Annotated in this window: 16 protein-coding genes and 2 pseudogenes; 12 read left to right on the top strand and 6 right to left on the bottom strand. The window is 66.0% G+C overall.

What is annotated here, in order from left to right:
- Window positions 1-102: pseudogene (locus ACFSGJ_RS17115) on the top strand (IS5/IS1182 family transposase); the annotation flags it as partial.
- A 100-nt stretch (window positions 103-202) separates the two neighbouring features.
- Entirely contained in the window at window positions 203-463 is a 261-nt protein-coding gene (locus tag ACFSGJ_RS17110) for an alkaline phosphatase PhoX (protein WP_390264649.1), read from the top strand.
- 205 nt (window positions 464-668) lie between these two features.
- On the opposite strand, the gene ACFSGJ_RS17105 is transcribed toward ACFSGJ_RS17110, so the two are convergent.
- Window positions 669-1,499 carry a formate/nitrite transporter family protein gene (locus ACFSGJ_RS17105; RefSeq protein WP_390264646.1) on the bottom strand — a complete coding sequence of 277 codons (831 nt, stop codon included), beginning with the start codon at window positions 1,497-1,499 and terminating at the stop codon, window positions 669-671.
- 419 nt (window positions 1,500-1,918) lie between these two features.
- Here ACFSGJ_RS17105 and ACFSGJ_RS17100 point away from each other — a divergent pair, with 419 nt between their 5' ends.
- Window positions 1,919-2,500, top strand: a complete 582-nt coding sequence (locus tag ACFSGJ_RS17100) for an ANTAR domain-containing response regulator (RefSeq protein WP_390264643.1) — start codon at window positions 1,919-1,921, stop codon at window positions 2,498-2,500.
- Window positions 2,497-3,648 carry an ABC transporter substrate-binding protein gene (locus ACFSGJ_RS17095; RefSeq protein WP_390264640.1) on the top strand — a complete coding sequence of 384 codons (1,152 nt, stop codon included), beginning with the start codon at window positions 2,497-2,499 and terminating at the stop codon, window positions 3,646-3,648. Before ACFSGJ_RS17100 ends, ACFSGJ_RS17095 begins: the two co-directional genes overlap by 4 nt.
- A gap of 11 nt (window positions 3,649-3,659) precedes the next feature.
- Here the strand turns inward: ACFSGJ_RS17095 and ACFSGJ_RS17090 are convergent, their stop codons facing one another.
- The gene (locus tag ACFSGJ_RS17090; protein WP_390264637.1) at window positions 3,660-3,887 is read right to left on the bottom strand and encodes a hypothetical protein; all 228 of its coding nucleotides are present in this window, start codon (window positions 3,885-3,887) and stop codon (window positions 3,660-3,662) included.
- Window positions 3,888-3,923: 36 nt separating this feature from the next.
- Between ACFSGJ_RS17090 and nirB the strand changes: the two genes are divergently transcribed.
- From nirB to cysG, 3 genes are read left to right on the top strand one after another with little or no spacing between them, the layout of a single operon-like run.
- Window positions 3,924-6,356, top strand: a complete 2,433-nt coding sequence (gene nirB / locus ACFSGJ_RS17085) for a nitrite reductase large subunit NirB (RefSeq protein WP_390264634.1) — start codon at window positions 3,924-3,926, stop codon at window positions 6,354-6,356.
- Window positions 6,353-6,688, top strand: a complete 336-nt coding sequence (gene nirD / locus ACFSGJ_RS17080; RefSeq protein WP_390264632.1) for a nitrite reductase small subunit NirD — start codon at window positions 6,353-6,355, stop codon at window positions 6,686-6,688. The genes nirB and nirD overlap by 4 nt, the downstream gene beginning before the upstream one ends.
- A 15-nt stretch (window positions 6,689-6,703) precedes the next feature.
- Entirely contained in the window at window positions 6,704-8,125 is a 1,422-nt protein-coding gene (gene cysG / locus ACFSGJ_RS17075) for a siroheme synthase CysG (protein ID WP_390264629.1), read from the top strand.
- A 74-nt stretch (window positions 8,126-8,199) separates the two neighbouring features.
- On the opposite strand, the gene ACFSGJ_RS17070 is transcribed toward cysG, so the two are convergent.
- Window positions 8,200-9,030: an alpha/beta fold hydrolase gene (locus tag ACFSGJ_RS17070; protein ID WP_390264627.1), complete on the bottom strand. Its 831-nt coding sequence runs from the start codon at window positions 9,028-9,030 to the stop codon at window positions 8,200-8,202.
- A gap of 163 nt (window positions 9,031-9,193) precedes the next feature.
- On the opposite strand from ACFSGJ_RS17070, the gene ACFSGJ_RS17065 reads away from it, so the two are divergent.
- From ACFSGJ_RS17065 to ACFSGJ_RS17050, 4 genes and pseudogenes are all read left to right on the top strand, one after another.
- Window positions 9,194-10,195, top strand: coding sequence for a GlxA family transcriptional regulator (locus ACFSGJ_RS17065; RefSeq protein ID WP_390264625.1), 1,002 nt, complete (start codon window positions 9,194-9,196; stop codon window positions 10,193-10,195).
- Between the two features lie 412 nt (window positions 10,196-10,607).
- A pseudogene (locus tag ACFSGJ_RS17060) lies at window positions 10,608-10,751 on the top strand (fumarylacetoacetate hydrolase family protein); the annotation flags it as partial.
- 254 nt (window positions 10,752-11,005) lie between these two features.
- Complete coding sequence (gene nspC, locus ACFSGJ_RS17055) at window positions 11,006-12,103, top strand: carboxynorspermidine decarboxylase (RefSeq protein WP_390264622.1); 1,098 nt, start codon at window positions 11,006-11,008, stop codon at window positions 12,101-12,103.
- Window positions 12,104-12,135: 32 nt separating this feature from the next.
- Window positions 12,136-13,374: a saccharopine dehydrogenase family protein gene (locus ACFSGJ_RS17050; protein ID WP_390264619.1), complete on the top strand. Its 1,239-nt coding sequence runs from the start codon at window positions 12,136-12,138 to the stop codon at window positions 13,372-13,374.
- A gap of 33 nt (window positions 13,375-13,407) precedes the next feature.
- Here the strand turns inward: ACFSGJ_RS17050 and ACFSGJ_RS17045 are convergent, their stop codons facing one another.
- Window positions 13,408-14,196 (bottom strand): inositol monophosphatase family protein, encoded by a 789-nt coding sequence (locus ACFSGJ_RS17045; protein WP_390264616.1) that lies wholly within the window; start codon window positions 14,194-14,196, stop codon window positions 13,408-13,410.
- A 236-nt stretch (window positions 14,197-14,432) separates the two neighbouring features.
- On the opposite strand from ACFSGJ_RS17045, the gene ACFSGJ_RS17040 reads away from it, so the two are divergent.
- A complete protein-coding gene (locus ACFSGJ_RS17040; protein WP_390264613.1) occupies window positions 14,433-16,436 on the top strand; it encodes a DEAD/DEAH box helicase in 2,004 nt (667 codons plus the stop codon).
- A gap of 317 nt (window positions 16,437-16,753) precedes the next feature.
- On the opposite strand, the gene dtd is transcribed toward ACFSGJ_RS17040, so the two are convergent.
- Window positions 16,754-17,197 (bottom strand): D-aminoacyl-tRNA deacylase, encoded by a 444-nt coding sequence (gene dtd / locus ACFSGJ_RS17035; protein ID WP_390264610.1) that lies wholly within the window; start codon window positions 17,195-17,197, stop codon window positions 16,754-16,756.
- Window positions 17,197-18,156, bottom strand: coding sequence for a DUF2927 domain-containing protein (locus tag ACFSGJ_RS17030; RefSeq protein WP_390264655.1), 960 nt, complete (start codon window positions 18,154-18,156; stop codon window positions 17,197-17,199). The genes dtd and ACFSGJ_RS17030 overlap by 1 nt, the downstream gene beginning before the upstream one ends.
- Window positions 18,157-18,160: the final 4 nt, after the last annotated feature.

Here is an 18,160-nt window from a genome sequence, read left to right as displayed (position 1 = left end):
AGGCTGAAGGACTGGCGCCGTATCGCCACACGCTATGACAGATGCGCCACGACCTTCCTCTCCGCCGTCGCTCTCGCCGCAACCGTCATCTTCTGGCTTTGAAAATCAATGAGTCTGGAGCCTAAGCATGGCCGAGGCAATCATCGATCAGCATATCGCGAAGTAGTCGGCGGAGCACGATAAACGTCGCGATCAATCGGCGGTGGTCGATGATGGCAGCGGTGAATGGCTGGCGCTGGCGCCGGGCCGCAACGGGCTGACCCGCGACAACGGCTTTGAGGATCTGGCCGACATCCTGATCAATACCCGCCTTGCCGCCGACGTGACAGGCGCGACCAAGATGGACCGTCCTGAATGGGGCGCTGTCGATCCGGACTGCAACGCCCCACCGCGCTGGCGGCGTTTCCCCTCTTTACGCCAGGAAAACACAAGCGCTCCGCGGATCCGGCTGCGGTCGGGCTGATGTCGGGTACCGCCGGCGCGCCACTGTCGTCCTCCTCATCAAGGTTGATCGTGACCAGGCACTGGGCGAACCACGGCGCCGGGGCATGATAGGCGACAATTCTGAACCCCTTCAGCTGGCTTACTTGCAATGCAAGCTGCGTGTGCCCGCTGAAAAGCCGCGCGCTCCCGGGTCGGCTTGAAACCGACCCGGTTCGATCTGCGGATTACTCGGCCGGGACGGCGGCCACGTTGCCCTGTTCCTCCGGGCGCTTGTGGTGCGTCGAATAAAGGGCCAGCCCCACAAAGATCAGCCCGCCGACAAGGTTGCCGATCACTGTCGGGATCTCGTTCCAGATCATGTAGTCCATGAACGAAAACTCGCCGCCCAGCAGGATGCCCGAGGGGAAGAGGAACATGTTCACGACCGAATGTTCAAAACCCATGTAAAAGAACACCATGATCGGCATCCACATGCCCAGGACCTTGCCTGTGGTCGAGGTCGACATCATTGCAGCCACGACGCCGGTCGACACCATCCAGTTGCACATCACCCCCCGGACAAAGAGCGTCAGCATCCCGGCAGCGCCGTGTTCGGCATAGCCGAGGGTCCGCCCCTCACCGATATGGCCGATCTGCTGGCCGACCGCGTTCGGCGCCTCGCTGAAGCCGAAGGTAAAGATGATCGCCATGAAGAGCGCGACGGTCAGCGCCCCGGCGAAATTGCCGACGAAGACAAGACCCCAGTTGCGCAGGATGCCGTTGATCGTGACGCCCGGCCTGCGATCCAGCCAGGCCAGCGGCGCAAGGGTGAAGACCCCTGTGAGCAGGTCGAACCCCATCAGGTAAAGCAGACAGAAGCCGACCGGGAACAGCATCGCCCCGACCAGCGGGTTCCCGGTCTGGACGGTTATCGTCACGGCGAAGGCTGCGGCGATGGCAAGGATGGCGCCGGCCATATAGGAGCGGATAAGCGTGTCGGGGGTGTTCATCTTCACCTTGGACTCGCCTGCGTCGATCATCTTCTTCACGAAATCGCTTGGGGCAACATAGGACATCGGTTGGTTTCCCTGTTTCTGGCGCGGCTAGCGCGGCTGGATCTGGCTGGTGAACCGGGGATCGCAGGCGCAGACTGTGAGGCCTGACGAACGCGTCCTGGGTCACACAGCACCATTGCTGGGATGCCTTGCGGCTATCTGGGGGATGTGGCCGCGCCGTTGCGACCGGAGGCTGGTCGAATCGCCGGACCATCCTGATATCAGGCTGACGCCCGGGTTGTGGCGCCCGCAACCTTTTCGCGCGCACGGGCCGCAAGCAGGGGCGCGGATTTCAGATGCGCACAGATATTGCGCAGTCCGGGCGCGTGAATGGCACCTTGGCGTGCAGCATCGGATTGCGATGCTCGGGCGGCTTGCAGGCGACGGGCGATCCATGCCCTGAATGGGGATGTTGTCCCCGAACGCAGATCAAGGCCCCCATGCCGCGCCTCTCCATTGTCCTGATCGAGAAGATCCCCGAACGCGCCGCGCTTATCACCGAGGCGCTGGCGGCAGAGGGCGATTATGACCTGACGGTGATCGACACAGATCGCGGCCTTGCCCGTCGGATTGCGGAAATTGCCCCTGATCTCGTGCTGATCGACATCGAGAACCCCTCGCGCGATGTGCTGGAGGAGTTGAGCCTCGCGACCTCGGCGATGGAGCGGCCCGTGGCGATGTTCGTCGACCGTTCGGACAGGGGCCTGACCCGCGCGGCGATCGAGGCCGGCGTTTCGGCCTATGTCGTGGGCGACCTGCGAGCCGAGCGGATCACCCCCATCCTCGATGCGGCCATTGCGCGGTTTCACATGTTCCACCGGATGCGCGCGGAACTGGCCGCAACCCGCGCCGCGCTTGAGGAACGCAAGGTGATCGACCGCGCCAAGGGCATCGTGATGAAGACCAAGGGTATCACCGAGGATGAGGCCTATGCCCTGTTGCGCCGGAGCGCGATGGACCAGAAGCGCAAGCTGGTCGAGATCGCGCAGGCGGTCATCACCGCGGCGGAGTTGTTGAAATGAGCCGCAGGGCCATCCGCGCGGGCTTTCTGCCGCTGGTTGATGCGGCACCGCTGATCGTCGCCCGCGAGATCGGCTTTGCCGAGGAAGAGGGGCTCGACCTGTCCCTGATCCGGGCGCCCAGTTGGTCCGGCCTTCGGGACCTTCTGGTTTTCGGGCAGGTGGATGCGGCCTCGATGCTGTCGCCCGTGCCTGTGGCCAGCGCATTGGGACTGGGCGGGTTGCCCGGGCGGATCGACGCGCTGATGGTCACCTCGCTGGGAGGCGAGGCCTTTGCGGTGTCGCGCCCTCTGGCGGCGGCCCTGCGCGACACAGGCTATGTCTTTGATTTTAGGGATGCGACGGCGGCAGCAAGGGCGCTGCGCGCGACGGGGCTGGCACCCCGGATCGGAATTCCGTTTCCCTTCTCGATGCATGCGGAACTGCTCTATCGTTGGCTGGGCGAGGATATCACGGTTCAGACCGTGCCGCCGCCCCTGATGGCGGATGCCATTGCGGCCGGCGAGGTCGACATGTTCACCGTCGGGGAACCATGGGGTTCGGTCGCGGTCGAGCGCGGGGTGGCGGAGCTGCTGCTGCCCGGCCCGGCGATCTGGCGTGCCGCGCCAGACAAGGTGCTGGCCATGCGCCACGATCAGGTCACGGCGGACTCCGACCTGACGGGGCGGCTGATGCGCGCGGTCTGGCGGGCCTGTCGCTGGATGGCGCAGTGGGAAAACCGGCTTACCGCGTCCGAGATCATGGCGCGGCCGCATTACCTCGATGTCGCGGCCGAGATCATCGAGCGCATCCTGACCAACCGCGTCGTCATCAATCCGGACGGGGACGAGCGCGATGCGGACCGGATCGTCGAGTTCTTTGACGGCACCGCCACCTTTCCCTGGCGCAGTCAGGCGGAATGGATCGGCGAACGGCTGGCGGCCCGGCATGGGCTGGACGTGGTGGCGGCGCGTGTCGCCGCGCGGGCCGTGTTCCGCAGCGACCTTTACCGCAATTACCTCGGTCCGGCGGGGGCAGACCTGCCTGCGGCATCCTCCCGGCTCGAAGGGGCGGTGACCGAACAGGGGCTCCACCCGGCCGCGGCCGGAAAGGTGATTCTTCTGCCCGATCCGTTTTTCGACGGCGCGGTTTTTCATCCCAGCGGCGACTGATCGCCCGGAAATCAGGCAAAATTCCGTCTGCGCCGTCGTTCTGCGCCGTGGTGCGGCAAGATGTGCGGCGCCACCGGTTGACCCTGTGGCGGAATTTCGGCCAGATGGACCGAGATCGCCGAACAACGATGTTCCGCGAACTGGCACGACCCATCGCCGGGGTTCCCCAGACACGAAAGAGCAAAGCCGCTCGACAGCATGGCACCGCGCCAGCCGTCGTCGGCTTTTTCCCATTTCATCCCTCCGCCCCTGGCGGACCACCTAAGGCAGGCAAAATGACCCAGAACCTTGTGGTGATCGGGGCCGGCATGGCCTCGGGCCGGTTGCTCGAACATCTGACGGATGACGCCCCCGGCGCGTTCAGGATCACGCTTTTCAACGCCGAGCCGCGCGGCAACTACAACCGGCTGATGCTGTCGCCGGTGCTGTCGGGCGAAAAGACCTATGACCAGATCGTCACCCATGATGACGACTGGTATGCCCGCCGCGGTATCGACTGCCGGTTCGGCGAAAGCGTCGTGCGGATCGACCGCGACAGAAAGGTCGTCTATTCGCAACATGGCGGCGCGCCCTATGACCGGCTGGTCATCGCCACCGGGTCCTCGCCGTTCATCCTGCCCGTGCCCGGGCGCGACCTGCCGGGTGTCGTGACCTTCCGCGACCTGGACGACACGAATGCCATGACGGCGGCTGCGGCCAGCGGCGGCAATGCCGTGGTGATCGGCGGCGGACTTCTGGGGCTGGAGGCCGCCGCAGGTCTTCGCTCGCTCGGGATGGAGGTCACGGTCATCCACCTGATGGACCACCTGATGGAGCGTCAGCTGGACCCCTCGGCGGGATATCTGTTGCAGCGGGAACTGGAACGGCGCGGCATCAGGGTGCATTGCAGGGGCGCGACCAAGGCGATCATCGGCAACGGTCGCGCCGAGGCGGTGCTGCTGGAAGACGGTACGACCTGTCCCGCGGATCTCGTTTGCATGGCGGTGGGCATCCGGCCCGAAACACGGCTGGCCACCGATGCGCAGCTGGAGGTCGGTCGCGGCATCGTCGTGTCCGATGCGATGGTCACGTCCGACCCGTCGATCCATGCGCTCGGCGAATGCGTCGAACATGACGGCCAGCTTTTCGGACTTGTCGCGCCGCTTTACGATCAGGCCCGCGTGCTGGCGCGCACCCTTCTGGGAGAGGACGCTGCCTTTCGCCCCGTCCAGACCGCGACCAAGCTCAAGGTGACGGGTTGCGATCTGTTCAGCGCGGGCGATTTTGCCGACAAGCCGGGGCGCGAGGATATCGTGTTCCGCGATCCGGGCCGCGGTGTCTACAAGCGGCTGGTGCTGGAGGAAAACCGTCTCGTCGGCGCGGTGATGTATGGCGACACCGGCGACGGCAACTGGTTTTTTGGCATGATCAAGGATCGCACCGATATCTCGGCCATCCGGGATACGCTGATCTTCGGCCCGGCGGGCGAGGGCAGGGCGGATCCGTTGGCCGCCGTGGCCGCGCTTCCCGACACGGCCGAGATCTGCGGCTGCAACGGCGTTTGCAAGGGCAGCATCCTTCAGGCGGTTCAGGGTGGGGCGGATACGCTCGACCTTGTGCGTGCACAGACCAAGGCAAGCGCGTCCTGCGGGACATGCACGGGGCTGGTGGAAAAGGTCATGGCCCTGACACTGGGCGACGGCGCCGCAGCAGCAGCACCCCAGACGATGTGCAAATGCACCGATCACAGCCATGAGGACGTCCGCCGCCTGATCCGGTCGATGGGCCTGAAATCCATCCCGGCGATCATGCAGGAACTGGGGTGGAAGACCTCCGGCGGGTGCCATTCCTGCCGCCCCGCGCTGAATTACTATCTGATCGCCGAATGGCCGCTGGATTATACCGACGATCGCCAGAGCCGTTTCGTGAACGAGCGCAACCACGCCAATATTCAGAAGGACGGGACCTATTCGGTCGTGCCACGTATGTGGGGCGGCGTCACCACCCCCGGCGAATTGCGCGCCATCGCGGATGCCGCCGACAAATACAACGTGCCGATGGTCAAGGTGACCGGCGGGCAGCGCATCGACCTGCTGGGCGTCAGGAAAGAGGACCTGCCCGCGATGTGGGCCGATCTGAATGCGGCAGGTCTGGTTTCGGGTCACGCCTATTCCAAGGGGCTGCGGACGGTAAAGACCTGCGTCGGGTCCGAATTCTGCCGCTTTGGCACGCAGGATTCCACCGGCCTCGGCATCCGTCTTGAAAAGCTCCTCTGGGGGTCATGGACGCCGCACAAGGTAAAGCTGGGCGTTTCGGGTTGTCCCAGGAACTGCGCCGAGGCGACCTGCAAGGATGTGGGCATCGTCTGCGTCGACAGCGGCTTCAACGTCTCGGTTGCAGGCGCGGCGGGAATGGAGGTCAAGGAGACCGAGCATCTCGCCTCGACCCCGTCCGAGGATGAGGCGGTCGAGATCACCACGGCCTTCATCCAGCTTTACCGCGAACACGCCAAATACCTTGACCGGCCCTACAAATGGGTGGCCAAGGTCGGGCTCGACTGGGTCAAGGCGCAGGTCGTGGACGATCTTGCCAACCGCAAGGCGCTGGTCGACCGGTTCGAGCTCAGCCAGTCGGTCTACCGCCGTGACCCCTGGGCCGAACTTTCCACCCCCTCTGAAACCCCGAAATGGCATCCCCTTGCCGATCTGACGCTGGAGGCCGCGGAATGAGCCTGTTCATCGATATCGGCGCGCTGGAGGATATCCCCGCGCAGGGCGCAAGGCTGGTGAAGACGGCGCAGGGCTGCGTCGCCGTCTTCCGTACCGCCGATGACCGGATCTTTGCGCTGGATGACCGCTGCCCGCACAAGGGTGGTCCCCTGTCCGAGGGCATCGTTCATGGCGATCGCGTGACATGCCCGCTGCACAACTGGGTTTTCGATCTGAATACCGGGCAGGCGCAGGGGGCCGATGAAGGCGCGGTGCGCACCCATGCGCTGCGGCTGGAGAATGGGCGCATCCTGATGGATGCGACCGGGCTTGTCGCCCGCAAGGCGGCCTGAAGGGGGAGGAAGGCAATGAAAACGTTCCCCATGTTCCTGCGGATGGACGGCCGCCGCGTCGTCTTTGCCGGCGGATCGGAAGAGATCGCGCGCAAGATCCGCCTGATCCGGCGGACCGAGGCGGCGATCCTGATCTGCACACCCGATCCGCTTGTCCCCGAACTTGCGGTGCTGGTCGCGGCGGGCGACGCCGTGCATCATCCCCGCTGGCCGGACGCGCGGGACCTGGCCGGTGCCGCGTTGCTCTTTGTGGCGACGGGCGACGATGCGACGGATGTCGAACTGGCGCAGCTTGCGCGGCGTGTCGGGGTTCCCGTCAATGTCGTTGACCGGCCTGACCTTTGCGACGCCTACACCCCCTGCATCGTGGATCGCGACCCGGTGGTGGTGGCAATCGGAACGGAAGGAACCGCGCCCGTCCTCGCCCGCCAGATCCGCGCGGGGATCGAGGCGACCCTCGAACCCGGGCTGGGGCGCCTTGCGGCGCTTGCGGGGCGGATGCGCGGCATGGTCGAGGATCATGTGCCAAAACACCGGCGCCGGGCCTTCTGGGAATGGGCCTTTGCCGGCCGTCCTCGCCATCTGCAGGCCAAAGGCGATGGGGCCGGCGCGGCGATAACCCTGCGGGATGCGGCCTTGTCCGGGGGTGCGCCCGACCGCGACGGCGGCTGGATCGCCCTTGTGGGCGCGGGCCCCGGCGCGCGCGATCTTCTGACCTTGCGCGCAATGCAGCGCCTGCAACAGGCGGATGTCATCTTTTATGACCGGCTGGTCGATCCGGAGGTGCTGGACCTCGCGCGGCGGGATGCGGATCGCGTCTTCGTCGGCAAGGAGGTGGGCGCCCATTCCTGGCCGCAGGACCAGATCAACGCAACCATCGTCGCGGCGGCGTGGCGGGGCCTGCGCGTGGTCCGGCTGAAATCGGGCGACCCCTCGGTCTTTGGCCGCGCCTGTGAGGAAATCGAGGCCGCGCGTGCGGCGGGCATCGCGGTAGAGCTTGTTCCGGGCATCACCGCCGCAAGTGCTGCGGCTGCCAGCCTCACGCGCGCTTTGACAGAGAGGCAGGCGACCGAACGGCTGGTCGTGGCGACGGCGACCTGCAAACCGGGCGACAGGGCGGATCTTGGCGCGGCTTTCGCACCGGGAACGACCCTGGCGCTCTATATGGCGATGCACCGGCTGGCCGAGGTCGAGGCCGAACTGATCGCCGCCGGCGCCCCCCGGCATTGCGAGGTCGAGTTCGTTCAGCAGGCGGGAAGCGCAGGCGAGCGCATTCTGCGCAGCACACTCGGCCGGATGGCCGCCGACGCCGCCGTTGCGGGGCTGCGCAATCCGGCGGTCATTCTGGTCCGTTGGCCGAAAGAGGGGATGGTCGAACTGGCGGGCGATCTGCCCCGGTTACGGGACCGGCCCCTGGCTGTCGGGGGCACCCGCTAGGAGGGGCCGCCCCGGCGTGGACCGGGGCGGCGCGGCGCGGAGGACGGGCCTGCCCGTCATCCGCCCGCTGCGGGTCATTCCTGCACAAAGGCCAGCAGGTCGGCGTTCACCAGCTCGGGGTGGGTGGCAAACGGCGCGTGGGACAGACCCGGGTAGGTGATCAGCCGGCCGTTTTGCAGAAGCCCGATGGCCTTGTGGGCCGAGTTCTCGATGGGAACGATCTGGTCGTCCTCGCCATGCAGCAGCAGGACGGGAATTGTCAACGCCTTCAGATCCTCTGTGAAGTTGGTTTCCGAAAACGCCTTGATGCTGTCGTATTGCGCCTTCGCGCCGCCCATCATGCCTTGACGCCACCAGTTCTGGATCTGGCCCTGGCTGACCTCGGCGCCATCGCGGTTAAAGCCGAAGAACGGGCCGGAGGGCACGTCGAGGAAGAACTGCGCCCGGTTCGCCACCAGGGCAGCGCGGAAGCCATCGAAAACCTCCAGCGGAATGCCATCCGGGTTTGCCTCGCTCGCCACCATCACCGGCGGCACGGCACCGATCAGAACGGCCTTGGCGATCCGCCCGGCTTCGGCGCGGGCTGCGTAGCGGGCTACCTCTCCGCCGCCGGTCGAGTGGCCGATGTGCACCGCGTTCTTCAGGTCGAGGGCTCGGGCGAGTTCTACCACGTCCTGCGCATAGGTGTCCATATCGTTGCCGGTATCGGTCTGGTCCGACCGGCCGTGGCCACGGCGGTCATGGGCGATGACCCGATAGCCTTGCTCAAGGAACCAGAGCATCTGGTTGTCCCAATCGTCGCTGGACAAGGGCCAGCCGTGGTGAAAGACGATAGGTTGTGCATCGCGGGGGCCCCAGTCCTTGTAGAAAAGGTTGGTGCCGTCCTGGGTCGTGATCGTTGACATGATAATGTCTCCTTCAGGTTGAGCAGCAGAGTTGCGCGTCAGGATCAGAAGGGCAGCCGAAGCGGCCCCGGTGGTCATCAGAGTTCGTCGGGTAAGGTTTGGGTTCATCGGCCTATCCTTCGTTCGATATGGCCAAGATAAGGAAGGAAGAGGAGCGAGGGGAGTGGCGGAAACGACAACAAGCGGGGCGGAACGGACAAACGGCCAAGGCTCGGATCTGGTCGCCCATATCGGCCTCCTGATCTATCCCTCATGTCAGCTGGCGGCCATCTATGGCCTGACGGACCTTTTTCGGATTGCGAGCGGCTGGGGGAATGAAGGCCGTGCGGCGATCCGGGTCTCGCACTGGGAGGCCACGGATGAAGGTGTCCGCTGTGTCTGGGACAGCCATCCCGGGACGGAGCAACGGCTGACGCATGTCATTGCACCGCCCAGCATCATCTTGCCCGAGCATATGGAACCCGCGCCGACCGCGGCGGCTTGGCTGCGGGATCAGCACAGCGCGGGGGCGATGCTCTGTTCCGTCTGCGCCGGCGCGTTCGTTCTCGCCGAGACCGGCCTCACCGACGGACGCCGCATGACGACACATTGGGCCTTTGCCCGGCAGCTGGCAGCGCGCTTTCCCAAGGTAAAGCTGGCCGAGGAACATATGGTCCTGGATGAAGGCGACATCATGACCGCCGGGGGCATTCTTGCCTGGACCGATCTTGGCCTGACGCTGGTCGGCCGGCTGCTCGGCCCGGCAGCGATGTTGGCCACGGCGCGCTTTCTGCTGGTCGAGCCGCCGCGTCAGAGCCAGCGCCCGTTTGCCCAGTTCGTGCCGCGCTTCGACCACGGCGATGATGTGATCCGCAAGGCCCAGTATCATATCCACGCCCATGCCGCCAAAATGCAGGGCGTGGGCGACCTTCCGGAGATGATGGGAATGACAGCGCGCACCTTCCTGCGCCGTTTCAGCGCCGCTACCGGCTTTACCCCGGTCGAATATCTTCAGCAGGTGAGGGTCGCAAAGGCCCGCGAGTCGCTGGAACGGACACTGGACTCGGTGGACCGTATCGCATGGGATGTCGGCTATTCCGATCCGGCGGCGTTCCGCAAGCTGTTCCACAAGCTTTCCGGGATGTCCCCCGCCGCCTATCGCCAGCAATTCGGCATCGGGAGATAGCGGCGACGGATCTCGCGCGTGTGCGGCCAGACCGCGCCGGCATCTGTCTTCCCGGAGCGTGCGCGGCCACGAAAGCAGGCAATCCCGGAAACGCAGCGTGTCATGAGCCAGATACCCGAGATTGCCCACGACCTGACACCACGTTTCGGATAGCGGGCGCCGGATGGCGCGGCCCATCCATCCGTTCCGGGCGGGAATGACGAAAATAATCCCACTTCACCTTTGTGGGTTGGACGGCATCGAACCGGGAAATCGAGGATCAGTCCGAAAGGTCAAACCGACGAAATATCCTACGTCAGGCGTTTCAGCCGCTTCCGCAGCATCTGCGATCCCGCTTTCCCGGTGTGACGTCCCTGAGACGCGGCGCCAGACCGGGGACCTGAACCAGATGATCTAAACGCCAGAGACCGCCGCGTATCTTTCGGGGCTGTTCACGCTTGCGGCTGGCGGCCTGATCTTCTCCGGCACGCCTTCGGGTGTCGGAGCCATCGAACGCGCCGATGTCTTGTGCGCCCACATGGACGGCATAGGCGACCTCGAAACTCGCGTCGTCTGATCCTCGCGGGCGCGGGTGTGAACGTATCCGCCGTCTGGCGCCAGGACGGCTTGCAGGGGCAATCAGCCTCGGAACCCGCAGGTCGCGAAATCCGCAATCATGGGCGTATTGGCCGGGTCCGGGTGCCCCATTGTCATCTGTCCGTCACCAAACCGGGGTTGAAACGGGGGGCGGGGGTTCATATAGCACAGGGCGCATGGATGGGGCGCAGGTCTGCGGCCCCTTTCGAAGTTTGTAAACCGCCGGGGGCCGCCATGATCCAGACACCGTATTACCAGATCGACCGCGCCGCCCTGATCCGCAACATGGAAAAGGTGGCCCTGCTGCGCGAGCTTTCGGGGGCGCGCGCGCTTCTGGCGCTCAAGTGCTTTGCCACATGGTCGGTCTTTGACACGATGCGCCAGTATATGGACGGCACGACGTCGTCGTCGCTTTACGAGGTGCGGCTGGGGCGGGAAAAGTTCGGCGGCGAGACGCACGCCTATTCGGTCGCCTACGCGGATCATGAGATCGACGAGGTGATCGGCCACGCGGACAAGATCATCTTCAACTCGATCAGCCAGCTTGAACGGTTCGGCGACAAGGCGGCGGGCATCACGCGCGGCCTGCGGCTGAACCCCCGGGTCAGCTTTTCCGGTTTCGACCTTGCCGACCCGGCGCGGCCCTTCAGCCGGCTCGGGGAATGGGATGTCGCGCGGATCGAGACCGTGATGGACCGCATCTCGGGCTTCATGATCCACTACAATTGCGAAAACGACGACTTCGACCTTTTTGACCGGATGCTGGGCCAGATCGAGGAAACCTTCGGCGGTCTTCTCGGCCGGGTCGAATGGGTCAGCCTTGGCGGCGGCATCCATTTCACCGGCGAGGGGTATCCGCTCGAACGCCTTGCGGCGCGGCTACGGGCCTTTGCCGACCGGTTCGGCGTGCAGGTCTATCTGGAACCCGGCGAGGCCGCGATCACCCGCACCGCCACGCTCGAGGTGACGGTTCTGGACCTTCTGAACAACGGCAAGGATCTTGCCATCGTCGACAGCTCGATCGAGGCGCATATGCTCGACCTGCTGATCTACCGGCAAGAGGCGCGGATTGCGCCGAACGAGGGGGCGCATCGCTACATGATCTGCGGCAAGTCCTGTCTTGCCGGGGATGTGTTCGGCGAATTCGCCTTTCCCGGGCCGCTGAAGGTCGGTGACCGCATCTCGGTTCAGGATGCGGCCGGCTACACGATGGTCAAGAAGAACTGGTTCAACGGCGTCAAGATGCCCGCGATCGTCATCCGCGAGTCCGATGGCAGCCAGACCCTCGTCCGCGATTTCGGCTATGAGGACTTCGCCGCGGCGCTGTCCTGAACATTCGTCACCTTTCAGAGGAGGACCCCCTCGTGAAACGCAACGTTCTTATCATCGGCGCCGGTGGCGTGGCTCAGGTCGTGGCGCATAAGGCAGCGCAGAACAACGACCTGCTGGGGGATATCCATATCGCCTCGCGCACCGTGGCGAAGGCCGAGGCGATCATTGAAAGCGTGCATGAAAAGGGCGCGATGAAGACCGACGGCGTGCTGCGCGCCCATGCGCTCGATGCGATGGACAGCGCGGCGGTTGCGGCCCTGATCCGGGAGACGGGCAGCCAGATCGTGATCAACGTCGGGTCAGCCTTTGTGAACATGACGGTGCTGGAGGCCTGCATCGAGACCGGCGCCGCATATATCGACACGGCGATCCACGAGGACCCGGCCAAGATCTGCGAGACGCCGCCCTGGTATGGCAACTACGAATGGAAGCGCCGTGATCGCTGCCGCGAGGCCGGCGTGACTGCGATTCTTGGTGCGGGCTTCGACCCGGGCGTGGTCAACGCTTATGCCAGGCTTGCGGCGGACGAATATCTCGACACCGTCGAAAGCATCGACATCGTCGACATCAACGCCGGATCGCACGGCAAGTATTTCGCCACGAATTTCGACCCCGAGATCAATTTCCGCGAATTCACCGGCACCGTCTACAGCTGGCAGAACGGCGGCTGGCGGTCGAACAGGATGTTCGAGGTGGGCAAGGAATGGGACCTGCCCGTCGTCGGCAAGCAAAAGGCCTACATGACCGGCCATGATGAGGTTCATTCGCTGGCCGCCAACTATCCCGATGCCGATGTGCGGTTCTGGATGGGATTCGGCGATCACTACATCAACGTCTTCACCGTGCTGAAGAACCTCGGGCTGTTGTCCGAACAGCCGGTGACGACCGCCGAGGGGCAGGAGGTCGTCCCGCTCAAGGTCGTCAAGGCGGTCCTGCCCGATCCGGCCTCGCTTGCGCCCAATTATACCGGCAAGACCTGCATCGGCGATTTCGTCAAGGGCACCAGGGACGGGCAACCGCGCGAGGTGTTCATCTACAACGTCGCCGATCACAAGGAAGCCTATGAAGAGGTCGGCAGCCAGGGCATTTCCTATACGGCCGGCGTGCCGCCCGTCGCTGCCGCGATGCTGATCGCGAGCGGTGAGTGGGACGTGGGCACCATGGTCAATGTCGAGGAACTGCCGCCGCAGCCTTTCCTTGGCCTCTTGAACCGGATGGGCCTGCCCAGCCGGATCAAGGATCAGGACGGCGACCGCCCGCTGGAATTCTGACCGCGGCCCCCGGGACGCGTGGGCGGTCGCCGGTCAGCCGGCCCCGCCTCCGGTCAGTTCGCGCAACTCCTCCCAAAGGCCGGGCGCCGTGCCCAGGATCTTGCCACCATCTGCCAGGGGGCCGGGCAGGGGCAGGGCGCGCCCGCCCGCCTCTTCGATCATCAGAAGCGCGGCAAGGCAGTCCCACGGGTGCATATGCGGCTCATAATAGCCGCCCAGCCGGCCCGCCGCGACGCTTGCCAGCATCAAGGCCCCCGATCCGTTGCGATAGAATATGCCGCCCGCCGCCATCAGGCGCTGAATGATGCCGGTGATGTGGGCGGGGTCTGTCCGATGGCTCGCGCCGATGGCGACCATGCTGTTCCGGACCGTCGCATCGGCCCGCACGGACAGCCGCGTCTCGTTCACCCAGGCGCCGCCGCCGCGCAGGCTGTGAAACTGCTCGCCTGCCATGGGCACGTCGATCACGCCCGCCACGGTTTCTGCCTCGTGCACCACCGCGATGGCCACGCACCAGTGGGGCAGACCGGCCAGAAAGGGGCTGGTGCCGTCGATCGGGTCGATCACCCAGGTAAAGCCGCTGCTACCTGCGGACGCGCCGGCTTCCTCGCCCAGGATCGCATCCTGGGGAAAGCTCGCGCCGATGCGGGCGCGGATCATGTCCTCGACCTCACGGTCGGCGCGGCTGACGATGTCCTGCGGGCTCGCCTTGGTCTCGATCACCAGCGCCTCGCGGTTCCGGAAGAAGGAAAGCGCGCGTTGCCCTGCCTCGGCGGCAATGCGGCGCGCAAGGTCGAGGCGGGCGGAAATGAGGTCGGTCATGGGGGCTCCGGCTGCTGATCGGGGCGGAGCCTAGGCATCCCCGACGATCCCCGCAAGATAGCCATGGGCTTTTGCGGCAAAGCAGGGTATAGGGGCCGGGCGCGATGGGTTACGACTTGCCCGATCTGCCCCCGGGCAGACAGGAGGGACGGGGAGAAGCAGGGCCTGAGGCGCGGAAATTTTGACGCGCGCCGCGGCCCTGATGCCAGCGGCGGCCCCAACCCGAAAGATGGGACATGACTGATTTCGATGGCCTCCCCGAGGCCCTTGCCGCCGCTTTGACCGAGCGCGGTTATACCGAACTGACCCCCGTGCAGCGCGCGGTTCTGGAAAGCGAACTGGGCGGCGCCGATGCGCTGGTTTCGGCGCAGACGGGGTCGGGCAAGACGGTGGCCTTCGGCCTTGCCATTGCGCCGACGCTTTTGACCGAAAACGGCGCCTTGCCGTTCGCCGCGGCCCCCCTTGCGCTGATCATCGCCCCCACGCGCGAACTTGCGCTGCAGGTCAGCCGGGAACTGGGCTGGCTTTATGCCGGCACGGGCGCCCATGTGGCGACCTGCGTTGGCGGCATGGATTACCGCACCGAACGCCGGGCGCTGGAACGGGGCGCGCATATCGTCGTGGGCACCCCCGGTCGCCTGCGCGACCATATCGAGCGCGGGTCGCTCGATATCTCGGCGCTGCGGGCGGCGGTGCTGGATGAGGCGGACGAGATGCTCGACCTCGGTTTCCGCGAGGATCTGGAGTTCATCCTGTCCGAGGCGCCGACCGAGCGCCGCACGCTTCTCTTTTCCGCGACCGTGCCGAAAAGCATCGCCGAACTTGCCAAAAGCTATCAGCGCGACGCCGTGCGCATCACCACGCAGGCGGAGCGCAAGCAGCATGTGGACATCGCCTATCGGGCGCATATCGTGTCGCAGAAGGACCGCGAAAACGCGATCATCAATGTGCTGCGCTTTCATGAGGCGCGCAACGCCATCGTCTTCTGCGCCACCCGCTCGGGCGTGAACCACCTGACCGCGCGGCTGCACAATCGTGGCTTTTCGGTCGTGGCGCTTTCCGGTGAGCTCAGCCAGTCGGAGCGCAGCCATGCCCTGCAGGCGATGCGCGACGGACGGGCGCGCGTCTGTATCGCGACTGACGTTGCCGCGCGCGGCATCGACCTGCCGGGGCTCGAACTGGTGATCCATGCAGACCTGCCGCAGAACGCCGATGTGCTGCTGCACCGGTCGGGCCGGACCGGTCGGGCGGGGAACAAGGGCGTCAGCACGATCATCGCGACGCCCTCGGACCGGCGCAAGGCGGAACGCCTGCTGCAATGGGCAAAGGTCACGGCCGAATGGGCGCCGCCGCCCTCGGCCGATGAGGTGATCGCGCGCGACAATGCGCGCCTGATCGACCACCCGATCCTTGCCGACGATATCGCCGAGGATGAAACCGAGATGGTCGCGGCGCTTTTGGCGCAGCATGGGCCAGAGCGGATGGCGGCGGGCTTTCTTCGGCTGGTGCGGGCCAACCAGTCGGCGCCCGAGGAAATCGGCGCCGCCGATGCATCGCCCCGCCGGGCGGAATTCGGTGAAAGCGTCTGGGTGTCGCTGTCGGTCGGGCGGCGCGAGAATGCTGAGCCACGCTGGCTCTTGCCGATGCTCTGCCGGATCGGGCGGATCAGCCGCGACGATATCGGCGCGATCCGGGTGCAGGGCGCGGAAACCTGGGTGCAGATCGCCGGACATGCGGCGGACGGGTTCTGGAAGGCGCTCGGCCCCGATCGCAAGCTGGAAGAGGGCGTGACCGTGACGCCGATGGCCGCCGCGCCCGACATGGGGCCGCCGCCCGCGCGTGCGCCCCGAAGCCGTGACGGGGACGAGCGGAAGAAGTACGTCCCCCGCGCCGCGCGCCGCAACGACGACGGCCCGCGCACGGATCATGACACCCGCCCCCGCCGCGATCCGGAGCCCGAGCGCGCGGCCCCGGCCAAAGCACCGCGCGCCACCCGCGAAGAGGGCGCCCCGGCGGCCAAGACAAAATATGGATCGGGCAAGCCTGCCGCGACCAAGTCCTACGGTGGCAAGTCCTCGCCCTCCCGTTCGGGATCAAAGCCCGGGCCGAAACCTGCGGGCACCAAGGGTGAGGGTGGCAAGTTCACGCCCCGGTCCAAGGCGGGCGCGGCCCCGGCCCCGAAGAACCGCGCGGCCGACACGAGCAAGCGTTTCACGCCGCCGCGTCGCCCCAAGGCGTGAGGTAACGAGAGAGCGGCCGGCCGGTGCAAGTCATCGGCGGGCCGTTTGCAACCCGGCACATCTATTGTGACATCCCAGGCCCGCGCTGCGGCGGAGAAGGCGCTGTCGTGACATCCGCCACTACGGCTCGGCACCTTCCCGAGAGGGGGGCGGGCCAGCCCTCGGTGAGGGCTCGCCGACGACCTCAACCGGGCGGCCTGAAGTAACCTTGCAGGGCTCGTGTTTCTTCCAGGCTTCCCCGTGCCCGTGCCCGTGCCCGTGCCCGTCCCTGGCCATCGGCCGACGCTACGTCGACATTCGACCGCAGACGGCGGGCCTCAAGCGCGCGTGTCCAGCCAGATCGTGACAGGGCCGTCGTTCAGAAGGCTCACCGCCATGTCGGCACCGAAGATGCCATTCTGAACCGGAATGCCCAATGCGGCGAGGCGGGTCAAGAACACCTCATAGAGATGCCGCCCCATCTCGGGTGGTGCAGCGGCGGAAAAACCGGGGCGGTTTCCGCGAGAGGTATCGGCGGCAAGGGTGAACTGGCTGACGACCAGCGCCGCGCCCTGCATGTCGGTCAGTGACCGGTTCATCTTGCCCGCGTCGTCGCGAAAGATGCGCAGCCGCGCGATGCGGGCCGCAAGATGGGCGGCGTCATCCTCCTGATCGCCCGCCATCGCGCAGACAAGGATCAGAAGGCCGGGCCCGATTTCCCCGACGACGGCGTCATCGACACTGACGCATGCATGGCGCACCCGCTGCACGAGGGCGCGCATCAGCTCTCTCCGCCGATCAACTCGCGCGCGATCACCCGCAGGATCGGCCGCGCCTCGGCCTCGGTCATGCCGGGGCGCAGGCGCGGATCGTAAAGCATCTGAAGCAGCAATTCGTCATGGCGCGTCAGAAGGGCGAATTCCTCATCGTCGTTGAAGATCGAGGGCCGCGCCATCGGGCTGTCATTGGCAAGCCCCATGCCCTGTGCCAGTTCCTCGTGGATGCAGGACAGGCGCAAGAGATCCGGATGCTCGCCCCGGACAACCGCGATGGCATGGGCATAGGTGCTGGACCGCCCGCGCGAAAAGGCGAAGACGACGCAGAAGGTCTGGCGCGGCAGGCCCGTCACCGCGCGAACGGTCAGTTCGTCAAGCTCGGGCACGAGTTCCAGGAGACGGGGCCGGAAATCGCGCCGCTCATCCTCGTTCAGGATGAGGACGTGGAAATTCGCCTCTGTCTCGGTCTGACGGATCGGCACACCGGTCAGGGCCGAGAGCCGCGCCGCATAGGTCGCGACATTCGCCGCATCGACCTGCCGTTGCGCCGCCGGGATCGTGTCGCCAAAGACCACCTGCATCGCGATGGGCTGTTCCCAGCGCCGCAGCCGGGACGGGGCGGCCTGCGCCACCAACCGCCCGTCGCGCCGTGTATATTCGTCGTAAAGGGCGATGCGGACGAAATTGTCCACCAGTTGCCGTTCGTTGAAGGGCGTGTCCGGCCCGCCGCCATCCTGCCGCATGAGGCCCTGCGACAAAAGCCGCGCCTGGGCCTGGGCGTAAAACGCGCGCATCTCCTCGCTCGCGGTGGAGGGCGCCGGGTCGGCGGGGCGTTCGGGCCGGGGCTTCGGCGCGGTGGCGGGCGGGGGCGGCGGTTCAGGTTCGGGCACGGCGCAGGCCGCCAGAAGCAGCAGCACCAGCGGGGCAAGGATACGCAGGGGTCGTGACGGCAGCGCCGGGGCCATGAGC

Origin of the sequence: Halodurantibacterium flavum (assembly GCF_042681825.1) — a bacterium.
Classification (GTDB): Bacteria; Pseudomonadota; Alphaproteobacteria; order Rhodobacterales; family Rhodobacteraceae; genus Halodurantibacterium; species Halodurantibacterium flavum.
The sequence above is the reverse complement of the archived record's forward strand: the minus strand, read 5'-3'. Positions and strand labels throughout refer to the sequence as shown.

Excerpts from the sequence above, each read along its gene's own strand:
- ACFSGJ_RS17105 (WP_390264646.1), bottom strand. The coding sequence starts at position 1,499 with ATGTCCTATGTTGCCCCAAGCGATTTCGTGAAGAAGATGATCGACGCA.
- ACFSGJ_RS17045 (WP_390264616.1), bottom strand. The coding sequence starts at position 14,196 with ATGACCGACCTCATTTCCGCCCGCCTCGACCTTGCGCGCCGCATTGCC.
- nirB (WP_390264634.1), top strand. The coding sequence starts at position 3,924 with ATGACCCAGAACCTTGTGGTGATCGGGGCCGGCATGGCCTCGGGCCGG.
- ACFSGJ_RS17090 (WP_390264637.1), bottom strand. The coding sequence starts at position 3,887 with ATGAAATGGGAAAAAGCCGACGACGGCTGGCGCGGTGCCATGCTGTCG.
- ACFSGJ_RS17030 (WP_390264655.1), bottom strand. The coding sequence starts at position 18,156 with ATGGCCCCGGCGCTGCCGTCACGACCCCTGCGTATCCTTGCCCCGCTG.
- ACFSGJ_RS17070 (WP_390264627.1), bottom strand. The coding sequence starts at position 9,030 with ATGTCAACGATCACGACCCAGGACGGCACCAACCTTTTCTACAAGGAC.
- nirD (WP_390264632.1), top strand. The coding sequence starts at position 6,353 with ATGAGCCTGTTCATCGATATCGGCGCGCTGGAGGATATCCCCGCGCAG.
- nspC (WP_390264622.1), top strand. The coding sequence starts at position 11,006 with ATGATCCAGACACCGTATTACCAGATCGACCGCGCCGCCCTGATCCGC.
- ACFSGJ_RS17100 (WP_390264643.1), top strand. The coding sequence starts at position 1,919 with ATGCCGCGCCTCTCCATTGTCCTGATCGAGAAGATCCCCGAACGCGCC.
- dtd (WP_390264610.1), bottom strand. The coding sequence starts at position 17,197 with ATGCGCGCCCTCGTGCAGCGGGTGCGCCATGCATGCGTCAGTGTCGAT.
- ACFSGJ_RS17040 (WP_390264613.1), top strand. The coding sequence starts at position 14,433 with ATGACTGATTTCGATGGCCTCCCCGAGGCCCTTGCCGCCGCTTTGACC.
- ACFSGJ_RS17095 (WP_390264640.1), top strand. The coding sequence starts at position 2,497 with ATGAGCCGCAGGGCCATCCGCGCGGGCTTTCTGCCGCTGGTTGATGCG.
- cysG (WP_390264629.1), top strand. The coding sequence starts at position 6,704 with ATGAAAACGTTCCCCATGTTCCTGCGGATGGACGGCCGCCGCGTCGTC.